Below are 16,142 nucleotides of genomic sequence, written 5' to 3' on the forward strand. Positions count from 1 at the left end.
CGCCTCCTGAATGTATATTAATAAGCCAATTGATGAAGTAGGTCGATCAGCAGGCGTACACCGCGCTGCAAATCTTCTGTATCGGTAAACTCCGCGGGGGAGTGGCTAATGCCGCCTCGACTTGGTACAAATAACAACGCTGTCGGGCAATACGTTCCGAATACTTGTGAATCATGTCCCGCGCCACTGGTCATCTTTTGGTACGAAATACCCTCACGCTGTAAAATGCTCTCAGTCGCTGCATTCAGTGCTGAATCCATCGCAACCGGAGGCTCATCCATCCACTTGCGATAAGCAATGCGTGTTCCGTGTTGGGCTGCGACAGCCTCGAATTCGTCGAAGCATTCATTGCAGAATGTTCGAATGGTCTCTGTGTCACTGTGGCGTACATCTAGGCTAAAGGTGACCTCGCGTGCAATGACGTTACCAACATTGGGTTTGGCATCCAAACGTCCAACCGTAGCTACTAACCCGTCTTCACTTGCATTGGCTCGATGCATCAGTATCCGAATCAACTCAGCAGCAGTAAACATGGCATCCTGCCGCCACTTCATCGGGGTTGTGCCCGCATGATTGCTCTCGCCATGGACTGTAATATCGTAGCGGCGTTGCCCAACGATATGGCTGACAACACCGATTGATTTCTTCTCGCGTTCCAATACCTGGCCTTGCTCGATATGCAATTCGATAAAACATTCGAGGTCACTGCGCTGGGGCTGTGGATGCTGCCCTAATCCGAACCCGGCATTGTACATCGCCTGTTCAAACAGCATACCACTCGCATCTTTTAAATGTTGAATAGCCTCGCGATTCTTCGTGCCAGTAATATTACCTGAACCCCAATAGGTCATCGGGAAGCGGCTTCCCTCTTCTTCACAGAGTGAGACAATCTCAATGGGTTTGAGCGGCTGACCGTATTGCTCTAATAAATGTTCCACGGCAATTAGCGCAGCAACGATTCCGTAGGCTCCGTCGTATTTTCCGCCCCCTATAACTGTATCAACATGAGATCCAGTCAGTACAACCCGAGCCTGAGGGTCGCGTCCAGCTGCATGCCCGAACAAGTTACCAACGTCGTCGTAGTACACCCGTAGCCCGAGGTCGTTCATTTTGGCTTCAATGGCTCGTTGTGCCGCGATCCAAGCTGGGTCATAGAGTAGCCGGCTTACGCCATTCCGTTCGTCTTTGCCGTGCGAAGCCAGCCATTCAATCATGTTTTCGACCTGCTCGGATAAGGCAGACGGCTTCGGTTGTTTGATTATCAATGCAATCTCCCCCATTCCGGCAGCATAAGCTTTCCAACCGGTGTTATATTAATTGACTTGGCATTGCGATTAATTAATCGTAGAATAAAACAAAAGGGAAATCATTCACGAAAATGTAGAAGAATAACAGGATTCATTGGACATGTTAACCAAAGGGGCGCAAGAACGATGAAAATGAATGAGCTACTGAAGCTGCCGGTGTTTGACGGAACAATCATTGTCGCAGGAGCAACGGGTTTGAACAGGGAAGTTCATACAGTCAACATGATGGATGCCCCGGATATCATTCCATACCTGAGAAAGAATGAATTACTCATTACGACGGCTTTTCACTTTAAGGACGATCTGCCGGCTCTGCTTGAACTAATCTCGGAGATGAGTCGCCAAGACTGTACTGGGCTCGGTATCAAAAGCAAACGTTACCTCGGGAATATCCCTGAATCCGCAATTCAGCTAGCTAACGAGTTGGATCTGCCTCTGATGGAGTTGCCTGTCGATCCTTCACTTGGCGATATTGTTAACAAATCGCTAAGTCATATCCTCGATGTACAAACTACTGAACTGCATAATGCCATACAGACCCATCGACAGTTCACTCAGCAGATCATGAGCGGTCAGGGCATCCCGAAGCTGCTGGATCAGTTATCATCTTTGCTTCGCTTGCCGGTACTTCTTCTCGGCCCTTACCTTCAGCCCATCTATGGTCGATTCTCCGCGACCACCGCAGCGCATATTGAAGCATTGTTGTCTGGCGGAGGGCATTTTCATGTGGCACCATCTGTTTTCTCGGCGTTCTCTCTATTAAGTGAGAAACGTGAAACGCTGACATTGTTTCCAGTGTATACCCACAGACAATTACATTTCCTGTGTATAGAAGGCTTGGTTACGCCGTCTGAACGTTCGAATATTTTGACTATAGAACAGGCAACTAACGTGATTGCGTTTGAATTAATGAAGGATAATGCGCTCAAGCAGAATCGCCGCCGCATCCAGAACGAATTTTTTGCTAATTTTATCGGTGGCGCATTCTCCAGTAGTGAGGAGATCGCGAGTCGGGGACGTGAATTTGGACTGTCCAGCGATCAGCGATATCTTTGTGCAGTTGGCAAATTCGATGGTACGGATAGAACCATCTCATTCATGCAATATAAGGCTGAGCAGGATCGGATTGCCGAACATCTTGAAGGGGAATTGACCCATTTTCGATATCCATTACATTTGTTCACTCACGACCGCGCCTACGTGCTGTTAATGCCGCTGGTTGAGGAGTGGAAAACGGTTAAACCATTGTTTGTCGCACTACTAGAGCGTCTTCAGGGCAAGATTGCTGTCCATTACGAATCAGAGCTATCGTTTGGCTTCAGTAGCTATGCTCAGCCGCTCGCCCAGATCCCCGTTTCTTACAAAGAGGCCAATGAAGCTCTGTACTTCGGTGGCATAGCGGGCAAAACGCGCTTTATCGAGATGTATCAGCCGAAGGAAGTTCCTGAAATTTTACGTATGATCCCTTATGAGCACCTCCACAAATTCTATGCGGATACGATGCAAGGATTCGAGGACGAGACCATTAAGGATCATCATATGCTGCTCCATACGTTATCAGTTTATCTTGAAACGCATTGTCATCTGGCTGAAACAGCGAAACGACTTTACATCCATCGCAACACAGTGATATATCGGTTAGAGAAATGCGAGGAGATTATCGGTCGCAGTCTGAAAGATCCAGAAGAAACGTTGCGTCTACGTATGGCGTTCCGAATCAAAGCGCTATTGCCAAAGGAAGGGTTGGCAGAGGGATGAAGAGGGACAAGGTGACAGTGATTTTTTCGTGTGTTATCAGATCAAGCGATTGAATGAATACTTCGTATTATGAGGGGAGAACATAGCGGCTTTAAAGGATGATCCTGTAAGAGCTATGTTTTCCTCGTATCCTCTCAAAAAGCACAATTACATTCTTTGTACGTCATACCTTGCATAACCGCTAGTCTCGTTTAGGCAAAGGAAGCCATTTCAATACGTCTTGAATCTTCGCATCCCAATAACCCCATTCATGTGCACCTGCTTCTTCCTCGTATGTCAGCTTGAAGTCCGTCTGTTCGCAGGCCTTTCTGAAGGACTGGTTATCTTCATAAAGGAAGTCTTCCGTTCCACAGCACTGATACAGTAACGGTCTTGCGTCTGGACTTTGCTTGCTCTTTTGCAACAAATGAAGCAGATCATTCTCTGACCCCGCTATTTGTGATCCGAAAATTCGTTTCATTTCAGCCTGCTGCAATGCAGATCCTTCAGTGTTGTTCAGGTGAGCAACCATATCGAGTGCACCGGATAAGCTAGCTGCCGCCGCATATTGCTCTGGTTTACGAAGCGCTAGCTTGAACGCACCGTAGCCACCCATTGATAGGCCAGCAACGAAGTTATCTTCACGTTGGTGGGATAGAGGGAAGAACGAGCGGGCGAGTGTTGGCAGTTCTTCACTAATAAATGTCCAGTAACGTCCACCCTCGGCCATATCCGTGTAGAAACTGCGGTGAACCTGTGGCATAACAACAGCAATACCGAGATCAGCAACGTACCGTTCAATCGATGTTCTGCGCAGCCAGATGGAATCATCGTCCGAAAGACCATGCAACAAGTAGAGTGTAGGATGTAATCCTGTCCCAGTTACATTTTGCATCCCGATTTGAGTATGCGTTTGTTGTGGCAAAATAACATGCATACTCGTGCTTAATCCAAGTGTGTCTGAATAAAAATCACATTTAATAAGTGCCATCTAATAAAGTAACCCCTTTCATAAGTCCGATATGTAACCTTTACATCTCCCGTTTGGAAGCCTAGGGATATGAATTCTTCATGAAGCGTAGTATCTATTACACAGGTTATACCCAAAGCTCCCCTGATGCAATGACGAGATTAATATACGGTTGAGAATGATCCTCTTCACAACGTAACAATGTTATGTTACACTGTTTTCATTGACAAGGGGGTTCAACGATGACGGATGATTTGATCTCCAAAAAAGAATTATTAGACCTGACGGGCATTTCATATGGGCAGTTATATCGCTGGAAACGTAAAAATCTCATTCCGGAGGAATGGTTCATTCGGAAGTCTTCTTATACAGGACAGGAGACCTTTTTTCCGAAACAGCAGATTTTGCCACGAATCGATAAGATTATCCACATGAAGGACGGCTTATCGCTGGATGAGCTGGCGGATGTGTTCTCGCCATCATTAGGCGAAGTAGAGATGTCTGTCCAGCAACTAATAGATCGAAACATTGTTTCATTAGCATCTCTTGAATTGTTGACAGAAGCAGGTCGGGAGCAACCATTGTACGGTCTGGAGCAGATCATGATGCTTTATGTACTTGAGAAGCTATTAATGAGTGGAGATATCACAAGACAGGAAGGTTCGTTATTGATCGAAGTGATGTCAGATCATTATTACCGTTTCAGAGACAGAGCGAGTGAATTGTTGCTTATTCGCAAAATGGGTGTACCGACGTTTATGCTGGTTGGCGCAGGAGCGGAGCTTTATTTTGATCAGGGTGTAAAAGTGGTATTGAGAATTACGCTGGCAACGTTCATGGAAGAACTCAAACTTAAATTAGGGAATGTCTGAAAAGGGGGAGAAATGAATGGAAGAGCGTCACTTGAGAAATGACTTGAATGTAACGGGGTCTCGCAAAACGACAGGTGGGCACTATAACCGAGTGAATATTGATGGCATGGCCAAATTGGACGGAGACTTGGATTGTACTTCGCTCAATGTAAATGGAACACTGAAAATCTATGGTGCGTTGTACACCCAGAGTGTAACCGTAAATGGTATGGCTAAAGTGGAAGGCGAGCTGCAAACGAGCTCACTGGATGTAAATGGAACACTGGGCGTCCATGGCCCGGCACGCGCTGAGACTACAACGGTCAATGGGATGTGTACAATTAACGGCCCGCTGGTTAGTTCTCGTGTCCGTGTGGATGGCATGACAACCATTAATGGAGCTTTGGCTACGCCGGAGTTAACGGTGAACGGAAAATGCAACGTACGCGGCAGAGTGGACAGTGAGCGCATCGATATCGGCGGGATGGCTACGATTGATGGAGATGTGCAGGGCGAGACGATTAGTGTTCAAGGTAACCTGAAGGTAGGAGGGCTACTGAACGCAGACACCGTGGAGATTCGTCTATATACGTCTTCTTCGGCTAGGGAAGTTGGCGGTGAACGAATTGATATTCGGCGTAGAGAGCGCAGTGGATTATGGAAAGCACTTGGCTTGGGCGGGGCTCCTTCTTTTCGAGCAGAATTGATTGAGGGAGATGAGATCATGCTTGAAGATACAGAAGCCGATACCGTTCGAGGTACACGAGTTCATATTGGACGTGGCTGTAACATTAGGCTGGTCGAGTATTCGGGTGACTTGTCGGTAGATCCGGAAGCGAGAATAGGCCGCGTTGAACAAATCTGATGCGAAAACTGATGTGGATTGCTCGTTCACGATATATTGTTTTGGCGTAAAGCAATCGGTCCTTGGACTGATTAATGATTGCAACATTTCGGATATACTAATGCAGTCATATGAATAGATCGTGAATGGAGAGATTAAGAACGATGGCTGCAAGTAAAAACAAAATTGGATTTGTGCTGGCAGGGCTGCTGCTTAGCATACTCATGGCTTCAATGGATAACACCATTGTGGCTACGGCGATGGGCGATATCGTCGGCAAACTCGGAGGACTCGACAAGTTCGTTTGGGTAACCTCTGCATACATGGTTGCGGAGATGGCGGGAATGCCGATCTTCGGTAAACTGTCGGATATGTACGGACGGAAGAAGTTTTTTGTATTTGGTATCATTGTATTTATGCTCGGTTCGGCACTGTGCGGAACAGCGACATCTATCGTGGAATTAACGATGTATAGAGCCATTCAGGGAATTGGTGCGGGCGCACTGGTACCCATTGCATTTACGATTATGTTTGACGTTGTTGCGCCAGAGGCACGTGGCAAGCTGGGTGGATTGTTTGGTGCGGTATTTGGTCTATCCAGCGTATTTGGCCCGTTGCTTGGGGCTTACATTACAGAGTATGCGACGTGGGAGTGGGTTTTCTATATTAACCTGCCACTCGGTCTAATTGCGTTTCTGTTTATCACCATCTGTTATAAGGAATCACACCAGCATCAATCCCAGCAGATTGACTGGTTAGGTGCTGTAACACTGATTGGTGCCGTTGTCTGCCTCATCTTCGGTTTAGAATTGGGTGGTAAGACGTATGCGTGGGATTCGGCTCAGATTATTGGTTTGTTTGCCGGATTTGTCGTGCTGGCTCTATTGTTCCTGTTTGCAGAGACGAGAGCCAAGGAACCGATTATTTCCTTTGGTATGTTCCGCAATCGAGTGTATTGGTCCAGCAACGTGATCGCAATGTTCAGTGGAGCGGCGTTTATTACAGCTTCAGTGTACATACCGATTTTCATTCAAGGTGTTTTGGGCGGCAAAGCGACCAACTCAGGTCTGGTTTTACTGCCAATGATGCTTGGTTCGGTCGTAACGGCTTCCCTGGGCGGGGTATTAATGACCAAAATCAAGTACCGCAATATTATGATTCCCACACTGGCTCTGCTCGTGCTTGGGCTTGGATTGCTTACAACGCTGGATGAGGGATCATCACTCTGGACGATTCGCATCTTCATGGTTATGGTCGGGCTTGGCGTTGGCGCATCGTTCTCGGTGCTTAGCAATGCGGCGATGAATGCATTTGAACCACGGAGACGCGGAGCAGCTAGTTCTACGCTTAACTTTTTGCGATCTCTCGGGATGACGATGGGGATCACGATCTTTGGGATCGTCCAGAGCCAAGTGTTTACACGTAAAATGACTGAGGCGCTCGGGTCAGCAGCAGAGGCTGGTGGAGCGGGTGCATCTGGTGGGGGCATACCAGAGGGACTGAATTTGACAGATCCACATGCGCTGTTGTCGCCGGAATTAAGACAGGGTATTCCACCACAGATTCTGGAGGCCATTACACATGCGTTGTCTTCTTCCATTGTGCAGTTGTTTGCCTGGGCTGCCATTCCGGCTGCACTGGCTCTAATCGCTTCCTTCTTCATGGGCAATGAGAAGATGGTCATAGGCGAAGAGCAAGGCGAATATACAGGCGGTCATTAACTTCTTGCTGCATTAATACAGGAAAGACACACTTCACACGTTAACCGAAAGGTAGACGAGAGGTGTGTCTTTTTTTTCTATAGAAGCTTTGACAATAAGCTGGATTAATTAAGGTTGTTTGGTATCGGAGATCCCATCCTCAACAATGGAAGGCTCTTGTTCATCAGGTATACTGCTGTTTCCCGGGCGTGCAATTAGGCGATTCTGTGCTTTGTACGTATCTCGTGAAATGGTTTTGGATTCGACGACTTTCCCATCGACCCGCTTCGTCCGTACAGTCTCGACAATATATCCAGGCTGTCCGTTTTGCAGCACCTGCTCTGCTCCATCGGGGAGAACGTTGCTGGATACGTATTTTACGGGAACACTTAACGTTTCAATCGTGCGAGATTCAAGGGCATAGCTGACATTCTCCGGAAATGTACCAAAAAACTTCACGACTAACCGATGGTTGTTGACCTCGGCATGAATAAGTAATGATTTTTCAGTGTTATTTTTGAAACGGAAATTAATGGCTCCAGAAGCAAAGGTGGCGTCTAAACCTTTCGGTAGATATTTCACCGGTAGGGAGTGATTGCGACGCTCAACGATATCAAGACCTGTGAGCAGGGCTGCATTGTATATCGTACTGGATACCTGGCAGATGCCCCCGCCAATTCCGGGTGTCAGTCGTCCGTTCACAATGACCGGCGCTTCGCGGAAGCCGAATTCTTTCTCGGCCTTTTGAACAATTTTCTCATAATCAAACATGGCACCTGGCTTCAGAATCATGCCGTCAATGGCTTCGGCTGCTGCGCTCACATTATGTACCCGACCCTCACTGCTATTGCCGAGCCCTGTCGAGAACTGAATGATTTTCCGTTCAATGCCCTCTGAGCGCAGGGAGTCCACCGTAACATCAGGTTTCAACGTATACAGTGGGAGCTGAATGCGGATCGAATCAGGTTTACCCTCCAAGTCTATTACACCGAAATCATGAGGTAGCTTGACCTGTAATTGACGGATTAGTTCATCCCAAGCGATGCGGCGTACACCTTTCTCCGGGATGTATTGAATCTTGTCGCTAGGCGTGATCCTGCGAACAGCATTGGAAGGAGAACCGAAGGTTTCTTTTTCCCACGCAGGGCTCAGTTGAGCTTTTAATGATGTCGCATCATACGTCAGTTCCACAGGCCAATCTTCAGCCAGATGATAACGCGCATAGGCACGTTCCCATAAGTTTCCCTCCTCCAGTTGCTTCATGGCAAGTCGGAAGCCGTCTGCATCGTAATGTGCGCCTGTTTGCTCGGCTGTAAAGGGTAGTGTTCTCGCTAAGGGTTCGTCCAGTTCCAAAATGACAGGCCACTCTTCCAACGTTTGTAATCGCTCATCCAGTTCAAGCATGACCTGCGCTCGATTCATTCCTCCGATTTGCCATCCGCCTACCTGCACCTTCTGGGGTATCGACGGTTGGTTCACATACATATAGATCATTCCATAGGACGCGGAACCGAACAAGAGGATTGAGAACATTGCAATGACTGCCACGTGTATTTTTTTCATAACCGTACGCTCCTTTTTACTTCTGTTGTTCCGCACTTTGTAACACTTTCTATATATATGATCCAATGTAGGAAAACTTTCGGGTACTCAATAGGTAACAAATTTGTTACAATAAACTTCATATGAATCCATGCTTCACCATCAAAAAAGGTCGAACTGGACTTCTCCTGATGAAATTCAGGTCTTTTTAAAGGAAATGCCGGGATTGTGTCGAAATGATAATGGCTAACTATGCGAGCAGGAAGTGATGATGTGATAGAAATGCAGGACGTGTGGAAGACCTACGCCAATGGGACCCACGCTTTACAAGGGGTGTCGGTGAAGATCGACCGCAATGAATTTGTCTATATCGTCGGTCCGTCTGGCGCAGGCAAATCGACATTTATGAAATTGATGTACAGAGAAGAAGTACCGACAAAAGGACAAATATCCATTAACGGATTTAATATCGGTAAGCTGAAACCAAGGAAAATTCCTTATGTACGCCGTAATATCGGTGTTGTATTCCAGGACTTCCGACTGCTGCCTAAGATGACGGCGTTCGAGAATGTTGCTTTTGCTATGGAAGTTATTGAAGCACCGAAGCGTCATATCAAGAAACGAGTGATGGAAGTGCTTGATCTGGTGGGACTGCGTGGTAAGGCCAATCGTGAGCCTTCGCAGCTCTCAGGTGGGGAACAGCAGCGTATTGCCATCGCCCGGGCGATTGTGAACAATCCGTCGGTTATTATCGCGGACGAGCCTACAGGTAACCTTGATCCAGAGACGTCATGGGGAATTATGCAACTGCTGGATGAGATCAACTTCCGGGGAACCACAATCGTCATGGCAACTCACAACAAAGACATCGTAAATACGATGCGTAAACGGGTTATTGCCATTGAACGTGGACAGATCGTACGGGATCAGATGAGAGGAGAATACGGTTATGAATTTTAGTACTCTCTTGCGCCACTTCCGGGAGGGATTCAAAAACGTATTCCGCAACGGCTGGATGTCTCTGGCCTCCATCATGTCCATCATCGTATCCCTGCTTATACTTGGTGTGTTTATGCTATTGGTATTGAATGTGAATTCTATGGCAAACCAAGTGGACAGTCAGGTGGAGATCAGCACGTTTCTTGAACTGAATGTGGACGAGCAGTTACGAAACACACTCGAACAAGAGATCAGCGCCATGCCTGAAGTAAGTGAAATTCGCTTTGTCTCCAAGGAAGAGGGACTGAAAGAGTTCCGCGAGCGTCTCGGAGACAGCGCAGATAATGTACTTAGCGGTTTCGATGTGGATAACAATCCACTGCCGGAGACCATTGAAGTTGAGGTCATTGAACCGGAAACCGTTACTTTTGTAGCGCAAAAAATCGAAGCATTGAACGAGAAACACCCGGAGAAGCCGATCATGAAAGTGAATTACGGCAAGGAAACGGTGGAGGTATTGTTCAAATTTACGAAGCTGGTTCGGAACATTGGATTTATCTTCGTTGGGGGACTGGGTCTGATGTCCATGTTCCTGATCTCGAATACGATTCGCGTAACGATTCTTGCCCGTCGCCGAGAGATCGGCATTATGAAGCTGGTTGGGGCAACCAATACGTTCATTCGTTGGCCATTCTTCATTGAAGGTGCGCTAATAGGACTAATTGGTTCAGCGGTCACAGTAGCCGTACTTTTCTTTGGATACAGTCGTCTTATGGCGACCATTGGTCAGGATGTATTTATGCAGATGCTTAACCTTGTTCCACTTGGAGATATCTGGGTGCTCTTCGCAACCTTATTGATCGGGCTAGGGGTATTGGTAGGCATACTGGGCAGTACGCTGTCCATCCGTAAGTCCCTTAACGTTTAGACCTACGTATACCACGTACAATGTTGAACGTTCGCAAACTAGAATGGCATAGCAGGTTCACAAAATGAAGCTGTTTGACGATATGTAGGAGAGACCGAATTTCTTAAGATGAAAGAAAGCAGAGAACATGTTTGTTCACCGCCTGTGCAGGTTGCTTTCTTGTGAATTCATAGGATGGGAGATCGACATTTTGAAAAAAACCGCTTCGCTGCTAGCTTTTACATTGTTAGCTAGCTTAACGTTTCAACCTTCGGACGGATATGCTAAGAGTAGCATTAGTGACATCGATCAGCAGATTCAACAACTAGAGAACAAGGCGGCTACAGCCAAACAAGAGCAGAAGAAGGCCGCCGCCAACAAAAAGGAAGCGCAGCATTACAAAAACAAAACCAATGCTTACCTGAAGGTTGTTATGGAGCAGATTAATGTCGTTAGTGATGAACTCGCAAACGTCTCATTACAGATAGAGAATACCGAAGAAGATCTACGTACAACGAAGAAGGATCTTCAAGCTGCAGAAGAACGAATCGTAGCCAGAGAGAAATTGCTGGAATCTCGTGTACGTCTGATGTATACCGACGGTGCTGTATCCTATCTGGACGTATTATTGTCTTCCACAAGCTTCTCTGACTTCTTAACCCGTGCAGACTCGCTGAAAACGATCGTGGATCAAGATCAGCATCTGCTGGATGAGCATAAGAAGGACAAGCAGCTCGTTGTAGACAAAAAGGCAGAGCTGGATCAGCAATATGCTGAAGCTAAGAGCCTGTATGCGCAGAAGAAACAGCGTAAATCGCAGTTGAATGAGAAAGAGCAAGAGAAGCAAGTGCTTTTGGCTTCCTATGATGCTAAAATTGAAGAGTCCGAGGAATTAACGCAAGAGCAGGAAGATGTGTTGATGCAGATTGCTAGCAAACGTTCGGCTCTCTTGCAAGAGAAAAATAAATTGCGTGAAGAGCAGGCCGCAGCAGCAGCTAAAGCCAAAGCAGAGGCCGCCGCTCGTGCAGCTGCCGCAGCCAAAGCAGCAGCCAAGAATCCGACTAGAGTTAGCATGGATAGTAGCAGTGAGGTTACGTATTCATCAGGTAACGGAATTTTCTCTAGACCGGTATCGGGAGGACGTATATCTTCCCCGTTTGGCCCTCGTACCCATCCAATTACGGGTGTAGTAGGTAAGATGCATAATGGTGTGGATTTTGCTGTTCCAGTAGGTACTTCTGTTCATGCAGCTTCTGGCGGTATCGTTATTATGGCTGAATGGTATAGTGGTTATGGTTATACCGTTATTGTGGATCACGGTGGTGGACTATGGACACTCTATGGTCACTTACGTGAAGGTGGATTCAAAGTGAGCAAGGGTGACACGGTGAGCAAAGGCGATGTCATTGCAGAGTCAGGAAATACAGGGAACTCGACAGGGCCTCACTTGCACTTTGAAGTACGAGATAATGGTACGGCAGTGAATCCGATGAACTATTTGTAATAACGTGACGCATTGACCGAATGGAATAAACATATTCCGTACAAGCTAGACATATACTAAGTTGGCATGTTCAGGAATTGGATTCGATGATCCATGGACTTAGGATGGTTCATAACTAAAGGCGGTGACAAACGGATGATGAAGAAAAGATCGGCGCTGCTGCTTGTCATTGGAGCCCTTCTCGGAGGAAGCTTACTTACATTGGTGTTAATGAGTTTTCCCGGCATGGCAAGTCCAACGACACCAGGTGAAGGCCTGTTAGCCAGTGTGACAGGTAATACGCAGCAGAAGAACGAGCTGAAGAAGATTGAAACCGCGATGGATTTGATCTCCAAAAACTATTATAAAGACGTGGATCGAACCAAACTGATCGATGGTGCGATCAACGGAATGATGGAATCGCTCGGAGATCCATACTCCAATTATATGGGGCAGGAAACAGCAGCTCAGTTTGAGGAATCCATAGAGGGTTCATTTACTGGAATTGGTGCAGAGGTTTCGTCTCAGGACGGAAATGTAGTTGTTGTATCTCCGATCAAAGGATCACCAGCAGAGAAAGCTGGGATACGGGCAAAAGATATCATCATGTCCGTCAATGGTGAAACGTTGCAAGGTTTGGAGCTGAATAAGGCCGTTAACAAAATCAGAGGGCCAAAAGGTAGTGAAGCGAAGGTACAGGTCAAACGTGCCGGATCTACCGAGCTGATTGAATTTGTTATTGTTCGAGACGATATTGATTTGGAGACGGTCTATGCCCACATGGAGGATAATGGGGTAGGGGTTATTACCATTACTCAATTCTCATTAAATACGGGTGAACGCTTCAAGGAAGAGTTAGCTAAGCTTGAGAAGCAGAACATGAAGGGTCTGATCATTGATGTGCGTAATGATCCAGGCGGTGTGCTGCAAGTCGTGATTGAGATTGCCGAGCAGTTTGTTCCAAAAGGTAAAGTCATCGTTCAGGTTGAAGACAAGAACGGTAAGAAGGAACAAAGTAAGTCCAATGGTTCCGGTAAATCTTATCCAATCTCTGTCCTGATGAACAAAGGTAGTGCGAGTGCGTCAGAGATCTTGGCTGGAGCATTGCAACAATCTGCAGGCGCAACCTTGATCGGCGAGAACTCCTTCGGTAAAGGTACCGTACAGACGAGTTATGATAAGCAAATGGGTGACGGCAGCTTGCTGAAAATCACCATTGCAAAATGGCTCACGCCGAATGGAGATTGGATCCATGAGAAAGGTATTAAGCCAGATATTGCGGTGAATCAACCGGATTACTTCTCGGTAGCACCGATCAATAAAGAGAAGTTACCGCTCAAATATGACAGCAATAGCACGGATGTGAAAAGTGCGCAGACGATGCTGAGAGGACTTGATTTCAAGCCAGATCGTGTGGATGGATACTATGACCAGAAGACACAAGAAGCGGTCAAAGCATTCCAGAAACAAAAAGGCATTCAAGCAACAGGCGAGATTGATGAGAAAACCGCAGAATCTCTAGAAGCGGCTCTGATTGAACGCATTGCCAATCCTCAATATGATGCACAGCTGAAGCGCGCGATCGAAAATGTCTCGAAGGATATTTCGGCTGCTGTGTCGAAGCCATAAAGAAGGCTGATTTTCAGCCTTCTTTTTTTCTGAACCGGCTGAAGGAGAGGAGTGACCGTCCACAATGGAATGGGCTTGGCCATGGTTAACTACATTAGGGGAAGCATTGTTGCAGTTGTTTATTCAGCCGTTTTATTATATTGCGGTAATCCTGATTGCACTCGTCTATCATCGGCAATTGCTACAGGAGCGTAAATTGTTCCACGTTCGCCTACAAAGTTCAATAACCCAGACGATTCGAACTGTGCTGGGAGGAATTCTACTAGGTATCATTGTCTCAATCATTTCGTTGTTCCTTGGAGCGCACCTTACTCTAAGCAGTGTAGTGTGCATATGGGTGGCTACTGTGTTCTTGGCATTGTTCCGGATTCGGTACTTATGCTTCGCATACGCGGCTGGATTGCTCGGTGTCGTACAGTTTGGACTGAACCTAGCTTCTGACTGGCAACCTACAGGATGGCTGGGCAGTTCTACCGAGGCGATTAGAGCCTTAGATATGCCTGCACTTCTTGTGCTAGCCGCGATTCTACACCTCGGGGAAGCAATGTTGTTACGGATGCAAGGCGTTTCTATGGCATCACCACTACTCTTCGAAGGGAAACGAGGCAAACTGGTTGGTGGTTATCAGTTACTGCATTTCTGGCCTATTCCGTTGTTAATCCTTGTACCAGTGACGGGGAGTGGTGCAGAGCTTGCATGGAATCCGCTCATGAACGCAGGAAATGGATACATGCTAGCGGCACTACCGATCATGCTGGGATTCGGTGAAGTGACCCAAAGCATGTTGCCGGGACAGAAAGTGCAGATCTCTGCCAAAAGGCTACTGATTTACGGGACAAGCCTCTTAGGATTAAGTCTTCTAGCTGCATGGTGGTCACCATTCATGGTCGTTGCTGCTTTGGCTGCATTTATTGGACATGAATTGTTGGTATGGTATAGCAGTTTTGAAGAACAGCGTCGCAGTCCAGTGTTCGTACATCCTGAACATGGCCTGAAAGTGCTAGGTGTTATTCCAGAGAGTCCAGCGGCTGAACTAGGTATTGAAGCGGGGGAGACACTCTACAAGGTGAATGGCGTAATGGTTCATTCGCCTGAGGAGTTGCATCGTGCTTTGCGTATGAACTCAGCCTTCTGTAAGCTTGAGGTTCGCAATCATCAAGGAGAGAGCAAGTTCATGCAACGTGCCATCTATGAAGGCGAGCATCATCAGCTTGGAATTATTATGGCTCCAGATAACCATGGAGCCTGGGCAGTTCAACTCCGTCCGCATTCGCTGTTCCATATTGTTAGCCTTAAGATTTTCGCTCGTCGAAAAGGGCAGCGCAGCGAAGAGGCACCACTCGCTCTGCCTGCTCCTACGACAGGGGATTCCGGTTCTGTAGAGATATAATGCAAATAAAGGGTATTTCCACAACCTGTCTGATGTGGAGATACCCTTTTTGATTTTGTTCTGGTTCCATAAATCCATCTTCTCTGTTACTGAAAACCATACTTGTTGAGTGGACTTCGTTTGATTCCGCTTATCTCTTCTTTTATTTTTTCAATATGTAGATAGCGATCTGAGTCCGATCCCGTAGACTAAGCTTGCCAAGAATATCTGTCACATAGTTTTTGACGGTTCCTTCGCTTAGAAACAGCTTAGCTGCAATTTCTTTGTTGGACAGACCCTCCGAGATGGCTTGCGCCACAGACAATTCCATTCGTGTTAGTCCAGAGGACTTCAATGGATCATGTGCAGAAGGAGTAGGTGTGGGGCGAAGCAGCCCGGCGAGTTTGCTTGCAATATCGGGATGAATTAACATGTCCCCGCGATGAACGGTCTTAATTCCTTGAATAATCCGATCAGGCGGAACATTTTTGAGCAAATAACCACTTGCCCCGTTTTGCAGAGCTTGAATGATATATTCATCATCATCGAACGTTGTCAGCATTAAAATACGGATGTCTGGGTAACGCGTTTTAATAACCTTCGTACCTTCCACCCCGTCACATTCTGGCATGCGAATATCCATAAGGATAACGTCTGCATCTGCCCCTGAATCCAGTAAAGCGAGTGCCTCATGCCCGTTTCCCGCTGTTCCTGTCACTGTGATCGAAGGATCGAGTCCAATAAGTACCTTGAGGCTTTCGCGAATGAAGGGATCATCGTCAACCAGAATAAGCCGAATGTACGAAGAATGTGTTGGGTCAGAATGAGATGCTGGATTATTTTCGTTGGGTTCAATCATGGGAA

Annotated in this window: 13 protein-coding genes; 9 read left to right on the plus strand and 4 right to left on the minus strand. The window is 46.9% G+C overall.

Annotated features, from left to right (window positions below; genetic code table 11):
- Positions 1-17: 17 nt before the first annotated feature.
- Entirely contained in the window at positions 18-1,262 is a 1,245-nt protein-coding gene (gene allC / locus M3636_RS18355; RefSeq protein WP_128104624.1) for an allantoate deiminase, read from the minus strand.
- Between the two features lie 171 nt (positions 1,263-1,433).
- Here allC and M3636_RS18360 point away from each other — a divergent pair, with 171 nt between their 5' ends.
- Entirely contained in the window at positions 1,434-3,065 is a 1,632-nt protein-coding gene (locus M3636_RS18360; RefSeq protein WP_251383498.1) for a PucR family transcriptional regulator, read from the plus strand.
- A 181-nt stretch (positions 3,066-3,246) separates the two neighbouring features.
- Here M3636_RS18360 and M3636_RS18365 read toward each other — a convergent pair whose 3' ends face one another.
- The gene (locus M3636_RS18365; RefSeq protein WP_251383499.1) at positions 3,247-4,035 is read right to left on the minus strand and encodes an alpha/beta hydrolase; all 789 of its coding nucleotides are present in this window, start codon (positions 4,033-4,035) and stop codon (positions 3,247-3,249) included.
- A gap of 221 nt (positions 4,036-4,256) precedes the next feature.
- Here M3636_RS18365 and M3636_RS18370 point away from each other — a divergent pair, with 221 nt between their 5' ends.
- The 3 genes from M3636_RS18370 (at position 4,257) to M3636_RS18380 (ending at position 7,430) form a co-directional block, all read left to right on the plus strand.
- The gene (locus M3636_RS18370; protein ID WP_251383500.1) at positions 4,257-4,886 is read left to right on the plus strand and encodes a YhbD family protein; all 630 of its coding nucleotides are present in this window, start codon (positions 4,257-4,259) and stop codon (positions 4,884-4,886) included.
- Between the two features lie 16 nt (positions 4,887-4,902).
- Positions 4,903-5,730 (plus strand): polymer-forming cytoskeletal protein, encoded by an 828-nt coding sequence (locus tag M3636_RS18375; RefSeq protein ID WP_251383501.1) that lies wholly within the window; start codon positions 4,903-4,905, stop codon positions 5,728-5,730.
- A 143-nt stretch (positions 5,731-5,873) separates the two neighbouring features.
- The gene (locus tag M3636_RS18380; RefSeq protein WP_128103722.1) at positions 5,874-7,430 is read left to right on the plus strand and encodes an MDR family MFS transporter; all 1,557 of its coding nucleotides are present in this window, start codon (positions 5,874-5,876) and stop codon (positions 7,428-7,430) included.
- 108 nt (positions 7,431-7,538) lie between these two features.
- Here M3636_RS18380 and M3636_RS18385 read toward each other — a convergent pair whose 3' ends face one another.
- Positions 7,539-8,972 (minus strand): VanW family protein, encoded by a 1,434-nt coding sequence (locus M3636_RS18385; protein WP_251383502.1) that lies wholly within the window; start codon positions 8,970-8,972, stop codon positions 7,539-7,541.
- Between the two features lie 252 nt (positions 8,973-9,224).
- Between M3636_RS18385 and ftsE the strand changes: the two genes are divergently transcribed.
- The 5 genes from ftsE (at position 9,225) to M3636_RS18410 (ending at position 15,299) form a co-directional block, all read left to right on the plus strand.
- Entirely contained in the window at positions 9,225-9,911 is a 687-nt protein-coding gene (gene ftsE, locus M3636_RS18390) for a cell division ATP-binding protein FtsE (protein ID WP_128103720.1), read from the plus strand.
- Positions 9,901-10,818 (plus strand): permease-like cell division protein FtsX, encoded by a 918-nt coding sequence (gene ftsX, locus M3636_RS18395; RefSeq protein WP_251383503.1) that lies wholly within the window; start codon positions 9,901-9,903, stop codon positions 10,816-10,818. The genes ftsE and ftsX overlap by 11 nt, the downstream gene beginning before the upstream one ends.
- Positions 10,819-11,008: 190 nt before the next feature.
- Positions 11,009-12,301 (plus strand): murein hydrolase activator EnvC family protein, encoded by a 1,293-nt coding sequence (locus M3636_RS18400; protein ID WP_251383504.1) that lies wholly within the window; start codon positions 11,009-11,011, stop codon positions 12,299-12,301.
- 135 nt (positions 12,302-12,436) lie between these two features.
- Positions 12,437-13,909 carry a S41 family peptidase gene (locus M3636_RS18405; RefSeq protein WP_251383505.1) on the plus strand — a complete coding sequence of 491 codons (1,473 nt, stop codon included), beginning with the start codon at positions 12,437-12,439 and terminating at the stop codon, positions 13,907-13,909.
- A 64-nt stretch (positions 13,910-13,973) separates the two neighbouring features.
- Positions 13,974-15,299: a PDZ domain-containing protein gene (locus M3636_RS18410; RefSeq protein WP_251383506.1), complete on the plus strand. Its 1,326-nt coding sequence runs from the start codon at positions 13,974-13,976 to the stop codon at positions 15,297-15,299.
- Positions 15,300-15,441: 142 nt separating this feature from the next.
- Here M3636_RS18410 and M3636_RS18415 read toward each other — a convergent pair whose 3' ends face one another.
- A complete protein-coding gene (locus M3636_RS18415) occupies positions 15,442-16,137 on the minus strand; it encodes a response regulator (RefSeq protein WP_251383507.1) in 696 nt (231 codons plus the stop codon).
- Positions 16,138-16,142 lie beyond the last annotated feature (5 nt).

The sequence above is a fragment of the Paenibacillus sp. MER 99-2 genome, from assembly GCF_023714095.1.
In the GTDB taxonomy this organism is placed as follows: domain Bacteria; phylum Bacillota; class Bacilli; order Paenibacillales; family Paenibacillaceae; genus Paenibacillus.

Bases quoted from the DNA above. Each gene is read 5' to 3' on its own strand.
- M3636_RS18360 (WP_251383498.1), top strand. From the start codon at position 1,434: ATGAAAATGAATGAGCTACTGAAGCTGCCGGTGTTTGACGGAACAATC.
- M3636_RS18365 (WP_251383499.1), bottom strand. From the start codon at position 4,035: ATGGCACTTATTAAATGTGATTTTTATTCAGACACACTTGGATTAAGC.
- M3636_RS18370 (WP_251383500.1), top strand. From the start codon at position 4,257: ATGACGGATGATTTGATCTCCAAAAAAGAATTATTAGACCTGACGGGC.
- M3636_RS18375 (WP_251383501.1), top strand. From the start codon at position 4,903: ATGGAAGAGCGTCACTTGAGAAATGACTTGAATGTAACGGGGTCTCGC.
- M3636_RS18380 (WP_128103722.1), top strand. From the start codon at position 5,874: ATGGCTGCAAGTAAAAACAAAATTGGATTTGTGCTGGCAGGGCTGCTG.
- M3636_RS18385 (WP_251383502.1), bottom strand. From the start codon at position 8,972: ATGAAAAAAATACACGTGGCAGTCATTGCAATGTTCTCAATCCTCTTG.
- ftsX (WP_251383503.1), top strand. From the start codon at position 9,901: ATGAATTTTAGTACTCTCTTGCGCCACTTCCGGGAGGGATTCAAAAAC.
- M3636_RS18405 (WP_251383505.1), top strand. From the start codon at position 12,437: ATGATGAAGAAAAGATCGGCGCTGCTGCTTGTCATTGGAGCCCTTCTC.
- M3636_RS18410 (WP_251383506.1), top strand. From the start codon at position 13,974: ATGGAATGGGCTTGGCCATGGTTAACTACATTAGGGGAAGCATTGTTG.
- M3636_RS18415 (WP_251383507.1), bottom strand. From the start codon at position 16,137: ATGATTGAACCCAACGAAAATAATCCAGCATCTCATTCTGACCCAACA.